Raw genomic sequence first — 12,629 nt, 5'->3', positions numbered from 1 at the left:
TCGCGCCGAGCCGGGCCGATCAGAACACGGACGGACGGGCTGCCGGGTACCATGTCCCGTTCCCAGGGGCGTTTAGCTCAGCTGGCTAGAGCGCTTCCCTTACAAGGAAGAGGTCGGCGGTTCGAGTCCGTCAACGCCCACACAGACTCGCCGGGGGCGAGTCCGTCTGCAGTTCCATCGGAACTGCCTCACGGATCGCGAAGGTGTTCGAGAGCTGTCCTGTCAGGCCCACCTCTTGCTCCGTGTGGCTGGCGCCCTCGATTGACCGGACAGCCATACCGGACTACTAGGTGGTCCCGTCGCGGACCACCGCCGCTACCACTCTGAGGAGAAGGACGCTGCCGGCGAGGAGGCCGCCGTACCCGAAGACGTCGAACAACCCGACACCTGAAGCGACGATCGGACCTGGGTCGTCGGAGATGAGCAGCAGAGAAGCGGCCACCAGGAACACCGAGCCGATCAGCGAGAGCAGCCCGCGATTGGCCAGGGTTCGGAGCAGGCGGCCTCCGTCCTCGTCCATGACGCTTCGGACCCGAAGGTCCCCCCGGCCGGCGAGGCTGAGGACGCGGTCGACGCGGGCCGGCAGATGACCGATATGGGGCAGCGCCGACAGCACCCACTCGCGGAGCATTCCCTGCGGATCGAGGTACTGGCGCGCCGTTGGGGTCGTCATCATCTCCGCCGCCGCCGCTCCGAGGGAGAAGCCCGGCGCGACGACCCGGAGCGTGCCGTCGAGCGTCACGAGCGCCCTCGACATGAGGATGAGCTCGCCGGGGAGGCGCAGACCGAACTGCGAGACGGTCCTCACGAGCTCTTGGAGCACGGTCGGCTCGAGCGAGCCGGTCGGTCGGATCGTCTCGGCGAGGAGGCGAGCCAGAGCTCGCTCGAGCTGGTCAGGCGAGAGGGCGTCGTGGACGTCGGCGACCTGCTCGAGGCTCTCACGCAGGAGGCGAACGTCGCTCTGGGCGATCGCCATCAACATGTCGCGAACAGCCTCTCGCTGGATAGGATCGAGCCGGCCGACGGCGCCGAAGTCGATGAGGCCGAGAGAGCCGTCGGCGAGCACGAAGATGTTCCCGGGATGTGGGTCGGCGTGGAAGAAGCCGATGCGCAGGATCTGATCCATCGTCGTCGCAAGCAACTGGTGGGCGAGCGCATCGCGGTCGATGGTCGATGCGTCGAGCTCCGCCGTGTCGGCGAGTGTGATGCCTTCGAAGCGCTCCTGAACGAGCACGCGGCGGGTGCACAGGCCCTCGTACACCTTCGGGATCCGCACAGGCGAGCTCTCACCGAGCATGATGGCCATGTCGATCATGGCGTCCACCTCGCCGAGAAAGTCGACTTCGGCGCGCAGGCTCTTGGCGAACTGCTCGAGCACCTCGCCCGACCGAATCCCCTGGCCGAGGAGCGTGCGACGCTGGGCCATGTCCGCCAGCAGGGCGAGGGCGGCCAGATCGCGCTCCATGACGTCTTCCACGCCCGGTCGCTGCACCTTGACGACGACGTGCTCGCCGGAGTGGAGGCGGGCCCGGTAGGTCTGGCCGATCGACGCCGCCGCCAGCGGCTCCCAGTCGAACTCGGCGAAGACGGCGTCGACTCCGGTCCCGAGCTCTGCCTCGAGGACCGGCTTGATCAGCTCGGCGGCGACGGGAGTGACACGATTCTGCAGCTCGGCCAGCTCGGCGCAGATCTCGGGCGGGATCAGGTCGACGCGGGTCGCGGCGATCTGTCCCAGCTTGATGTAGACCCCGCCCGCCTCTTCGAGCACGCGCCTCAGTCGGATGCCGATCGCATCGACGGGCAGTCCCCGGTCGGCGCCGGACAGAGACGGGCCGAATCCCTCCTTGCGGGCAAGCCCGAGGAGCTCACGGTATCGCCTGAGGACCTCGATCCTCCGGCGCAGAGTCCGCAGCGGCCGGGGCACGACGAAGAGCGCGGCCCGCTCACCGACGGCGAGCGAACCGGGTCGAGCGACGAGATCGAGGCCGACGGCGGCCGCCATGGTGGCGGGAATGCCGATGGCGATCGTGTGCAGCAGCAGATCCTCGGAGCCCCAATCCCAGCCGGACAGAGACAGAGCAAGGGACCAGGCCACTCCCCAACCGATGAGGCCCGACAGCATCGCCGAGACCCATCCCCGGCGGATGGCGAGGAGTCGCAGGGAGAGGCTGGTGGCCACGACTGCCACCACGAACGCGACGAGGATGTCCAGGCCGGCCGAGAAGGCGTCGGCAACGATTGGGGCGGCGCTCATCGGTCGTGTCTCGACCGTCGCGGCACCGTTGAGCGCCGCGTGCGCAGGGAAGTCTCAGTGCCGCGCCGCCGCCTGGTTGGCTGCCTCCCTCGGCGGCTCCGGCGGGCCGACGGGACTCCAGTCGGGCGGCGAATCTCGCTCGTGACGATCGGCGATGTCGGTGCGTCGGGGTCGATCAGCTCGTGAGCGGTTCGCAGCCGTGCCATCGCGCTGCACGGTAACCCTGCGAGTGCGCGGCTGCGAGGGGGTCCCGTTCGGGGCGCGCCGATGCTGCGAGCGACAAAGTCTCCGCAGCGATTCGGGAAAAACTTCGGGAACACGCCTGGCACATAGGTCGCCACACTGGGTAGTGTCAGCACCGCTTGGGTGCGGGTGACTCGGCGAAGGGCTTCGCTGGGCAGGACTAGGAAGGCAACACATGAACTCCAGAGCGCGCCCAGATTCGACGCGCGGCCGCAGCGCCGCGCTGATTCTCATGGCCTTGGCAGTGGCGGTCTCGATATTCATCGTGGCCGATGGCGGCTTGCGGATCACAGACGCGAACGCTCAGGACGACGGGTCGTGCGGGACCGACCTGGCAATGGTGCTCGACAGCTCAGGCAGCATCGACCAGACGGAGCTGGCGACGATGAAGGACGCCTTCACCACGATGATCGACGCCTTCTTGCCGGCGACGCCGTCGGAGCTCGCCGTCGTCGACTTCGACCGTGACGGCCGAGTGATGCAGGACTTCACGAGCGACACGACTGCCCTCAGCGACGCCCTCGACGCCATAACGAGAGGCGGTCTGACGAACTGGCAGGACGGCATCAGGAAGGCGCGGCGGCTCTTCCCCAACGGTGACGTTCCAGACGTCATGGTGTTCGCGTCGGACGGACGGCCGAACAAGGTGAGCAGCACCGAGGAGTTCAACCGCCGCAAGGCGCTCCGGAAGGCAATCAGGCAGGCCGACAAGGCCAAGGCCGCCGGCATCCGCCTGATCGCCATCGGCATCGGTGACGGTCTGCGAGTCGACAAGCTCGAGGCGATCGCCAGCAGCCCGAGCGATGTCTACACCACCGATTTCGACACCCTTGCCGAGACCCTGGCCGAGTTGGCCGGCGAGCTTTGCTCGAGCACGATCACCGTCAACAAGGTGATCGACGGCGACGGTGATCTCGGCACGACCGGCGATCAGTCGCCGGGCGAGGGCTGGACCTTCACCCCGAACGTGACGGGCGGCGCCTCCGACCCGGCAAGCGGCGACACGGCGGCCGACGGGACGGTCGCCTTCACGATCACGCCGGGCGACGCCACCATCGACCTCGTCGAGACGCTGGCAAATCCGTGGACGCTCCTCGGCGCCGGGTGCACCGGAGCCACTGACAACGGTGCCTCCGACGGCGTCGACAGCGTCGACGGCATCGTGACGGCGGCCGGCGAGGACGTCACCTGCACCTTCTACAACTTCGACGAGACTCCGCCAACGAGCTGAGCACCCGAACAGCCCGGCTGGAACGAGGGGCCCCCGACCAACAGGTCGAGAGCCCCTCGGCTCGTTGGTGGCTCCGGCGGCGTCTGCAGGTGGAGATGATCCGATCGGCGGCTCCCAGAGTTCGAGAGCCCGACTGGGCGATCACTCCCGGCCGGGGAACCTCGGGGTGAGGAACGGCATCATGTTGCGCAGGTCCTTGCCGACCGTCTCGATGGGCTGATCCTGCTCTGCCTTGCGCATCGCCAGCAGGTTGGGCGCACCGGCGCGGCTCTCGGCGAGCCACTCCTCGGCGAACCGGCCGTTCTGGATCTCGGCGAGTATCTCCTGCATCGCCGCTCGCGTCTCGGCCGTGACGATGCGCGGGCCCCGGGTGTAGTCACCGTACTCGGCCGTGTCCGACACCGAGTAACGCATCCACGACAGCCCCCCCTCGTACATGAGGTCGACGATCAGCTTCAGCTCGTGGAGAGTCTCGAAGTACGCCGACTCGGGCTGGTAGCCCGCCTCGACCATGGTGGTGAAGGCTGCCTTGATCAACTCGGCGGTCCCACCGCACAGGATCACCTGCTCGCCGAACAAGTCGGTCTCGGTCTCCTCCTGGAACGTCGTCGCCAACACGCCCGCCCGCGCTCCACCGATGCCCCAGGCGTAGGCCAGACCGAGGGCGTGTGCCGACCCGGTGGCGTCCTGGTGCACGGCCAGGAGGCACGGGACGCCCGACCCTTCCTCGTACGTGCGCCGGACGAGGTGCCCGGGACCCTTCGGGGCGACCATGGCGACGTCGACGTCGTCCGGAGGAGTGATCGCCCCGAAATGGATGTTGAAGCCGTGCGCGAACAACAAGGCGTCGCCCGCCTCGAGATTGGGAGCGATCGACTCCTCGTAGATCGCCGCCATGTGCTGGTCGGGCACGAGCATCATGACGATGTCCGCCTGACGTGCCGCCTCCGCAGGCGACATCACCCGCAAGCCCGCCTCTTCGGCCCTCCGCTCGTTTGCCGAGCCGGCGCGCAGCCCGACGACCACCGACACGCCGGAGTCCCACAGGTTCAGCGAGTGGGCGTGGCCCTGGCTGCCGAACCCGATGACGGCGACGGTGCGGCCGTTCAGCCTCGTCGGATCGGTGTCGCTCTCGTAGTAGATCTGTGCCATCACGGCCTCCGGCTTCGCGGTTCTGGGTCGGGTCTCGGCGGCGCACGATACCGCGGGCGAACCTCGGTCCGGCCCCGGTGCACGCTCGGTCGGGTGGCCTGCCGGTACCGTGTGCCGCGACATGGAAGGCGCAGGCGGGCCCAGTGTTCTGGTCGTTGAGGACCACGGCCTCGTCGCCGGCCTGCTCGTGGACGGGTTGCGGGCCGCCGGGTTCGATGCGGTCGCCGTCTTCGGGAACTCGCTCGAGTCGGTGCGAGCCGCGATGTACGACGTGCGACCCGAGATCTGCCTGCTCGATTTCGACCTCGGCACGCTCGGCAGCGCCCTTCCCCTGATCACGACCGGTGTCGAGGTGGGCGCCCGGGTCGTCATGCTCTCCGCACACGAGGACGACCGCACGGTTGCAGAGTGCATCGAGGCCGGCGCGGTCGGCTTCCTGTCCAAGGACATCCCGGTGCCGCAGCTGGTCGGCGCCCTCCGTTCGCTCGACAAGGTCAGGTCACTCGTCAGCGAGCCGGAGCGTTTCGAGCTGCTGGCGATGCTGCGCCAATCGAGGTCGGCGGAGACCGCCCGGCTGTCTCCGTTCCAACGGCTCACGAAACGCGAGTCGGAAGTGCTCGCCGCCATCTGCGAAGGAGGGTCCGCAGCCGAGATCGCCGAGGCATGGGTAGTCTCCGTAGCAACGGTCAGGACCCATATCCGGGCCATACTCACAAAGCTCGGCGTCAAGAGTCAGGTCGAGGCGATCGCCATGGCACGTAAGGCAGGATGGGTCGCCGCGCCCATCGGCAGTTCGGGAATCATCAATTATGATGATGACGGGCCGGGTTGATCCAGTCACCATTCGGATCGATTTCTTGCAGCAGGGGCTTGGCGGCGGGGAGAGTAGGCACAACGTGGAAGACATTGGGACGCGCCGGCGAGGCGCACGATCGCGCGGATGGCCGGGACGATTGTGCCGCAGCGAGCGCGGCGCGGCGCTCGTCGAGGCGGCCATCGCCTTCCCGCTGCTTCTCATGCTCGTGTTCGGGATCATCGCCTTCGGCCGCGCCTACAACACCAAGGTCACCGTCACCCACGCGGCCCGCGAGAGCGTCCGGGTCCTCGCCATCACCGGCGACGCCGGCCAGGCCGAGACACGCGCCGAGGAAGCCGCAACCGGGCTCGACGCGGCGTCACTCGGCTTCTCCTCGACGGCATGTGTTCCGGGAGATCCCACGAGCGTGACGCTGACCTATCCGTTCACGTTCGACATCCCGGTGTTCGGAACGAAGACGATCAGCATGTCGAGCCAAGGGTCGATGCGATGCGGAGGGTGAGCTCGCAGATCGTGCGGGACGAGCGCGGCGCCACGCTCCTGTTCGTCGCCCTCAGCATGGTGATGCTTCTCGGATTCGCCGCTTTCGCCATCGACACCGGGGCCCTCTACGAGGAGCGTCGCTCGCTCCAGAACGGCGCCGACGCCGCCGTCATCGCCATCGCCGAGGACTGCGCCCGCGGCCTGCCGTGCAACTTCGGAGCGGCCAATGCGACGGCGGCAGCATATGCCGACCTGAACGCCGACGATGGGGCTGCCGACATCGATGAGCTGGAGCTCAACGCCTTCGCCGGCACGATCCGAGTGATCACGTCGACCGAGACGAGCGGCGGCGGAACGGTCCTGCAGCCGATCTTCGCCCAGTTCATCGGGTTCAACGGCGCAACCGTGACTGCCGAGGCATCGGCGGCGTGGGGCGGTCCGGAAGGGCTCGACACACTGCCGCTCGTGATTTCGGCGTGCGAGCTCAATCGGCCGCCGATGAACGGCGACGTCAACAACCTCGACCTGTGGCCCGGGTTCTTCCCATCACCCCCTCCGAGCTACGGACCGGTGATGTACCAGTTCCATTCGGGTACCAACAACGCCGACGACTGCAATGCCCAGGCGGGACAGGACGCCGACGGCGACGGCAGGCTGCCCGGCGGGTTCGGCTGGCTCGACCCGGACCCGGGATCGGCCCCCGATTGCGCCATCATGACCGACGGGGACGGATGGGCGGATGGCGACCCCGGCGCCTCGCCGCCGGGGGTGCCCGGCAACAACACCGTGTGCTCCGCCAGCTGGTTCCGCGACAACTTCTACCAGAAGTTCCTCCTCGTGCCGTGGTTCGACGATGTCAACGGACTCGGAGGTAGCAATGCTCGCTACCACATCGAGGGTTACGTGGGCTTCTTCGTGACCGGCTACAACTTCGGCGGTCAGTACAAGGAGAACTCGCCGTGCGGCAACGGCAGCGTGCGCTGCGTCGGCGGATACCTATTCAGAGCAGTGGTCGAAGGCGTGCCGGGTGGGCCAAACCAGGGCGTGGTCGTCTTCGGCTTCACTGGATGACAGAGACCAAGGGGGCGCTCGCTCGATGAACAGACGTGTGGTAGGGGTGATCGTGTCGCTGCTGCTCGCCGCGGTAGGCACGTTCCTGATCGTGAACTACGTCCAGGGTGCCGACGATCGGGCCCGCGAGGACCTCGAAGTCGTCAGGGTCTTGCGCGTCGACCAGCCCATCGTCGCCGGAACCCCCGCATCGGCGATCGCATCGAACGTGAGCCTTGCCGAGTATCCGGCGTTCGCCCAGGTCCCCGGGGCGGTCGACGACCTCGCAGATCTCGGTGACCTGGTTGCCGCATCCGATCTCGTGGTCGGTGAGCAGGTGACGAGCGCACGCTTCGTCCCAGTCGACCAGTTCAGCGCGGCAGGAACCTCTCAAGTGGAGGTCCCGGAAGGGCTCCTCGAGGTGACGGTCGCACTCCCCGTCGAGCGAGCCGTCGGCGGCACTCTCCGGGCCGGCGACCTGGTCGCCTTCATCGCCTCGTTCAACCCTTTCACGCTCGACGCCGTCGAGCCCGGCGAAGACGACCTCAACGAGTTCATCCAGCCGACGGACCCGAGCGTCCCGCCCGTGGTGCTGAACACGCCGAACACGAGCCACATCGTCATCCACAAGGCCCTCGTGGCCAGGGTGCAGACCGCCGAAGCGCAGCCGGCCACGGTCGCGACGGCCACCGGCCAGAACCTGTCAGCCGAGCAGGCGCCAACCGGTAACCTGTTGGTGACGCTCGCGGTCCAGGCGCCCGACGCCGAGAAGATCGTCTTCACGTCCGAGTTCGGATTCGTGTGGCTTGCACGGGAGAGCCCGACCGCGAGCGAGGCCGGCACCCGAGTGCAAACAAGGGGCACGATCTACCGATGAGCCGTTTCGTTCTCGCCAGCGACAGCTCCGGCTTCGAGCAGCGCGTCCGTCGCCTCCTCGGCGGCGCCGTCAATGGTGAGGTCACGCGGGTCGGCGACACCACCGGGGATCTCGAGCGCCTCGTCAACGACCTGACCAGGGGTACTCCCGAGGTCGTGGCCCTCGGGCCGGGCATCGACACCGATCGGGCATTGGATCTGGCGGCCCTCATCGACAGGGACAGGCCGGAGATCAGCGTCATTGTCGTCGCCGAGCCGACCCCGGACATCTGGCAAAGGGCGCTACGTGCCGGGGTGCGAGACATCGTCGCCCCGGACGCCCCGGAGTCCGAGTTGCGGACCGTGTTCGACAGGGCAGCCGGCAAGGCAACGAGGACGAAGACGAATCTCGTCGAGGACATCATCCCGACGACGAAGACCGGACGCATCATCAGCGTCATCGCCCCGAAGGGTGGCAGCGGCAAGACGGCTCTGGCCGTCAACCTCGCAGTGGGCCTCGCCGAGCGTCATCCGGGCAGGGTCGCCATCGTCGACCTCGACTTGCTGTTCGGCGACGTCACCAACGCGCTGCTGCTGACGCCCGAGCACACCATCAGCGACGCCGCCTCGTCGGGACGGCTCGACCTGACGACCCTCAAGGTGTTCCTCACACCTCGACCCGGCGGAGACCTGTACGTGCTCTGCGCTCCAGACTCGCCCGCCGAAGGAGACCTGATCCAAGAGTCGACCGTCACGAGGGCCCTGCAACTCCTCTCCCAGGAGTTCGAGTACGTGATCATCGACACAGCCGCAGGCCTCAACGAGGTGACGCTGGCTGCTCTCGAGATGGCCGACGACCTGGTGCTCATCTGCGACATGTCCGTGTCTGCCGTGCGCGGGATGAGGAAGGTGATCGATGCCCTCGACATCCTGCAGCTGAGGGGGCGGCGCCACTTCGTGATCAACAGGGCCGACAGCAAGGTCGGGCTGACGTTGAGCGACGTCGAGGCGACGCTCAGCCTGCGCATCGACGCCAGGCTCCCGAGCTCACGTCTCGTGCCGCGCTCCATGAACGAAGGCGTGCCTCTGGTGGAGGGCGCCGCCAAGACACCGGTGGCCCGAGCATTTCTCGATGTGGTGGATCGATTCTCGACTGGGCCGGATGACTCGTCCGTGCAGGGCGGCTTCGGCAGGCGTAGGAGGTCAGGATGAAGCTGAACGAGCGTCTCAAGAAGGCGGGTGGGCTCGATGGCGACCGTGACTTGACGACTCGCGGTGCCGAGAGGACGGGGCACGGTACGTCGGACCCGCTCTCGCACATCAAGAACCGTGCCCAGGCTGCGCTGTTCGCCAAGCTGGGCTCGCGGATCAACGACTCGAGCATCACGGACGACGAGCTCCGCATCTTCGTCGCCGACGAGCTGAGCAGGATCATCGACGAGGAGAGCGCGCCGCTCACCCAGGACGAGCGCAAGCAACTCGCGGTCCAGGTGCGGGACGACCTGTTGGGGTACGGCCCCGTCCAGCTCTTCCTCAACGACCCGACGATCACCGAGATCATGGTCAACGCCCAGGACCCGATCTACATCGAGCGCAACGGCAAGATCATCGAGACCGACGTCCGGTTCGTGTCCGAGGCACACCTGCGCCGTGTCATCGATCGGATCGTCAGCCAGGTCGGGAGGCGCATCGACGAGTCCTCGCCGATGGTCGACGCCAGGCTGCCTGACGGTTCACGAGTGAATGCCGTGATCCCGCCGCTGTCGGTCGACGGGCCCGTGCTCACGATCCGTCTCTTCTCGAAGGATCCGTTCACCGCCAACGACTTGTTGCAGCTCGGCACGCTGAGCCCGAACTCCATGGAGCTGATGCGCAACTCGGTCGAAGGTCGTCTCAACGTCATCGTGAGCGGCGGGACCGGCACCGGCAAGACGACTCTGCTCAACGTGCTCTCGAGCTTCATCCCGGACGACCAGCGCATCATCACCATCGAAGATGCGGTCGAGCTCCAGCTCCAGCAGCGCCACACGATCCGCCTCGAGTCGAGGCCGCCGAACGTGGAGGGCAGGGGAGAGGTGACGATCCGTGACCTCGTCCGCAACGCGCTCCGCATGCGGCCCGACCGCATCGTCGTCGGCGAGGCCAGGGGCGGCGAAGCGCTCGACATGCTGCAGGCGATGAACACGGGCCACGAGGGCTCACTCTCGACGGTCCACGCCAACAGCCCCCGCGACGCGGTCGCCCGCCTCGAGACGATGATGCTGATGGCGGGCGTCGAGCTGCCGGACAAGGCGATCAGGGAGCAGATCTCGTCTGCCATCGACGTGATCGTCCACATCAGCCGCCTCAGCGACGGCACGAGGCGGGTCACCCACATCGCCGAGGTCGTCGGCATGGAGGGAGACGTGGTCACGCTCCAGGACATCTTCGAGTTCGACTACGCCGCCGGCGCCGACGACGAAGGTCGCTACCTCGGGACGTTGCGGCCCACAGGGATTCGGCCGCAATTCACGGACAAGCTCCTCGACTACGGCATCAAGGTCAATCCGCACCTGTTCGGGACGCCGGACGACGCCCTGAGAGACCTGCTCGGGAGCCGTCGGTGAGGCGCTGCGCCGCTGCCGCATTGCTGGCAGCGATCGTGCTGTCTCCCGGGGCGAGCGCACTTGCCCAGGAGGAGGGCCCGGTCGTGGACCTCCCCGTGGAGTCGGTCGACGCCACGGACTACCCGAACGTCGTCATCACGGTCACCGTGCCGCAGGAGCTCATCGGTCAGGACATCCCGCTCGCGGACTGGTTCGTCGGGGAGAACGGCGACGCCCGACCCATCTCGGTGCAGCAGCTCGCCGGTGACGAGCTCGAAGTGGTCCTCGTGCTCGACACCTCAGGGAGCATGGCGGGCGCACCGCTCGTGAGCGCCCAAGCGGCGGTCCGGGACTTCGCAGACAGCATGCCTTCCGGGGTCGAGATGGCTCTCGTCGGCTTTGGTGGTGTGACGTCGGTGATCGTCCCGTTCACCGAGGATCCCGAGGAGCTCAAGGCGGGCGTCGACTCAGTGACCGCTAGCGGTGAGACGGCGCTGTACGACGCCCTCCTCTCGGCTTCGGAGCTCTTCGACACCGCGTCGCAGGCTCGACGCACGGTGATCCTGCTGTCGGACGGCGGCGACACCGTGTCGACGGCGACGATCGAACAGGCCCTCGTCGGGCTGGTGCGCGTGGAGCCACGCTTTGTCGCCATCGAGCTGCAGACAGACGAGAACGACGACGACGCCCTGGAGAGGCTGCGGGCCTCGACCCTCGGCATCATTGTCCCGGCGACCGACTCCTCAGCCCTCGATGGGATCTTCGGGGAGATCGCCTCCGATCTCATCAACCAGTACCGGCTGTCCTTCCAGGCTCAGAGCCACGGCCTCACCGAGATCGACATCGCGGTGCGAGCCGGCGACTTCCGGGCGCTCACCGTTGTTCCTGCGCAGTTCCCCGCTGCGCCGCCCGTCGTGGAGCCGACGGACCCGAGCCCTCCGGTCACCGCCGCACCACCGACAACGCTGCCCGTGGCGCTGCGGCCCGGGGTCCCGGTGACGATCGGGTTCCTCCAGTCCACACCCGTGTTCCTCGGGGGAGCAGCCGCCGTGTTCCTGGCGATCTTCGGAGTGACCTACCTGGTGCGGCCCCGCCCCGGAGGGCTGGCAGGTATCCAGGCTCTCGGCCTCTCCCGGGCTCGCAGCGGAGGAATGCTCTCCGACATCACGAACCGGGCGACGCTCCTCGCCGAGCAGGCGCTCGGCCGCGGCGGTTTCACGTCGCGGCTCACCGGGCTGATCGAACAAGCGGGCCTCAACCTCCGCATCGGCGAGTTCGCGCTGCTCGTCGTGGCGGCCGGCCTCGTCTCCTACCTGCTCGGCGACCTGTGGGCCGGGGTGTTCGGGGGCGTCTTCGTCACCGTCGTCGGGGTCACGGCCATGTTCGGGCTTCTCAGCGTGGCCGCCGGCCGGAGGGCCAAGGCGTTCGCAGCTCAGCTTCCGGACGCACTCCAGCTGATGGCGGGCGGCCTGCGGGCAGGTTTCGGGCTCCTGCAAGCGATCGAGGGAGTCGCCAGGGAGAACCTCGAGCCCTCGTCCACCGAGTTCAACCGGGTGCGCCTCGAAGTCCAACTGGGACGCGACCTCGAAGACGCGCTCGACGCCATGGCGAAGCGGGTGCGCAGCGAGGACCTGGCGTGGGCGTCGGAAGCGATCACGATCCACCGCGAGATCGGTGGCGACCTCGCCCAACTCCTCGAGCAGGTGGCGGCCACGATCAGGGAGAGGGAGACGATACGACGCCAGATCGAAGTGCTGTCGGCCGAGGGGCGCATCTCGGCCATCGTCCTCGTGGTGCTTCCCATCTTCGTCGCGGTGGTCACCGCCGCGATCGCGCCGACGTACCTGGCAGAGCTCACCGACTCCAGCATCGGCAAGATCCTCATCGCCGGCGGCGTCGGGCTGATGCTCATCGGAATCGCGTGGATGCGCCGGATCATTCGGCTCGTGTACTGAGAGA

The 12,629-nt window shown here is 67.6% G+C and carries 10 protein-coding genes and 1 tRNA gene; 9 read left to right on the top strand and 2 right to left on the bottom strand.

All coding sequences use genetic code 11. From position 1 onward, the window contains the following. Window positions 1-66: 66 nt before the first annotated feature. Window positions 67-140 (top strand) — tRNA-Val (locus tag VGC47_05315). Window positions 141-286: 146 nt separating this feature from the next. On the opposite strand, the gene VGC47_05310 is transcribed toward VGC47_05315, so the two are convergent. Then, entirely contained in the window at window positions 287-2,254 is a 1,968-nt protein-coding gene (locus tag VGC47_05310) for an AarF/UbiB family protein (protein HEX9854713.1), read from the bottom strand. 418 nt (window positions 2,255-2,672) lie between these two features. On the opposite strand from VGC47_05310, the gene VGC47_05305 reads away from it, so the two are divergent. Continuing rightward, window positions 2,673-3,728, top strand: coding sequence for a vWA domain-containing protein (locus VGC47_05305; protein HEX9854712.1), 1,056 nt, complete (start codon window positions 2,673-2,675; stop codon window positions 3,726-3,728). A gap of 141 nt (window positions 3,729-3,869) precedes the next feature. Here VGC47_05305 and ilvC read toward each other — a convergent pair whose 3' ends face one another. Continuing rightward, a complete protein-coding gene (ilvC, locus tag VGC47_05300; protein HEX9854711.1) occupies window positions 3,870-4,880 on the bottom strand; it encodes a ketol-acid reductoisomerase in 1,011 nt (336 codons plus the stop codon). A 121-nt stretch (window positions 4,881-5,001) separates the two neighbouring features. Here ilvC and VGC47_05295 point away from each other — a divergent pair, with 121 nt between their 5' ends. The 7 genes from VGC47_05295 to VGC47_05265 all read left to right on the top strand — a co-directional run bounded on the left by VGC47_05295 (window position 5,002) and on the right by VGC47_05265 (window position 12,625). Next, window positions 5,002-5,712 (top strand): response regulator transcription factor, encoded by a 711-nt coding sequence (locus tag VGC47_05295; protein ID HEX9854710.1) that lies wholly within the window; start codon window positions 5,002-5,004, stop codon window positions 5,710-5,712. A 121-nt stretch (window positions 5,713-5,833) separates the two neighbouring features. Continuing rightward, a complete protein-coding gene (locus tag VGC47_05290; GenBank protein HEX9854709.1) occupies window positions 5,834-6,199 on the top strand; it encodes a TadE/TadG family type IV pilus assembly protein in 366 nt (121 codons plus the stop codon). Then, window positions 6,196-7,251: a Tad domain-containing protein gene (locus VGC47_05285; protein HEX9854708.1), complete on the top strand. Its 1,056-nt coding sequence runs from the start codon at window positions 6,196-6,198 to the stop codon at window positions 7,249-7,251. The genes VGC47_05290 and VGC47_05285 overlap by 4 nt, the downstream gene beginning before the upstream one ends. 25 nt (window positions 7,252-7,276) lie before the next feature. Then, window positions 7,277-8,107 carry a hypothetical protein gene (locus tag VGC47_05280; protein HEX9854707.1) on the top strand — a complete coding sequence of 277 codons (831 nt, stop codon included), beginning with the start codon at window positions 7,277-7,279 and terminating at the stop codon, window positions 8,105-8,107. Further along, window positions 8,104-9,297 (top strand): AAA family ATPase, encoded by a 1,194-nt coding sequence (locus VGC47_05275; protein HEX9854706.1) that lies wholly within the window; start codon window positions 8,104-8,106, stop codon window positions 9,295-9,297. The genes VGC47_05280 and VGC47_05275 overlap by 4 nt, the downstream gene beginning before the upstream one ends. Further along, window positions 9,294-10,691, top strand: a complete 1,398-nt coding sequence (locus VGC47_05270; protein ID HEX9854705.1) for a CpaF family protein — start codon at window positions 9,294-9,296, stop codon at window positions 10,689-10,691. The genes VGC47_05275 and VGC47_05270 overlap by 4 nt, the downstream gene beginning before the upstream one ends. Next, the gene (locus tag VGC47_05265) at window positions 10,688-12,625 is read left to right on the top strand and encodes a VWA domain-containing protein (GenBank protein HEX9854704.1); all 1,938 of its coding nucleotides are present in this window, start codon (window positions 10,688-10,690) and stop codon (window positions 12,623-12,625) included. The genes VGC47_05270 and VGC47_05265 overlap by 4 nt, the downstream gene beginning before the upstream one ends. The last annotated feature ends 4 nt before the right edge of the window (window positions 12,626-12,629 follow it).

This window comes from Acidimicrobiia bacterium, assembly GCA_036396535.1.
Classification (GTDB): domain Bacteria; phylum Actinomycetota; class Acidimicrobiia; order Spongiisociales; family UBA5794; genus DASWKR01.
Note: the sequence above shows the minus strand (reverse complement) of the source record. Positions and strands in the feature narration are given on the sequence as shown.

Excerpts from the sequence above, each read along its gene's own strand:
- VGC47_05310 (HEX9854713.1), bottom strand. The coding sequence starts at position 2,254 with ATGAGCGCCGCCCCAATCGTTGCCGACGCCTTCTCGGCCGGCCTGGAC.
- VGC47_05305 (HEX9854712.1), top strand. The coding sequence starts at position 2,673 with ATGAACTCCAGAGCGCGCCCAGATTCGACGCGCGGCCGCAGCGCCGCG.
- ilvC (HEX9854711.1), bottom strand. The coding sequence starts at position 4,880 with ATGGCACAGATCTACTACGAGAGCGACACCGATCCGACGAGGCTGAAC.
- VGC47_05295 (HEX9854710.1), top strand. The coding sequence starts at position 5,002 with ATGGAAGGCGCAGGCGGGCCCAGTGTTCTGGTCGTTGAGGACCACGGC.
- VGC47_05280 (HEX9854707.1), top strand. The coding sequence starts at position 7,277 with ATGAACAGACGTGTGGTAGGGGTGATCGTGTCGCTGCTGCTCGCCGCG.
- VGC47_05275 (HEX9854706.1), top strand. The coding sequence starts at position 8,104 with ATGAGCCGTTTCGTTCTCGCCAGCGACAGCTCCGGCTTCGAGCAGCGC.
- VGC47_05270 (HEX9854705.1), top strand. The coding sequence starts at position 9,294 with ATGAAGCTGAACGAGCGTCTCAAGAAGGCGGGTGGGCTCGATGGCGAC.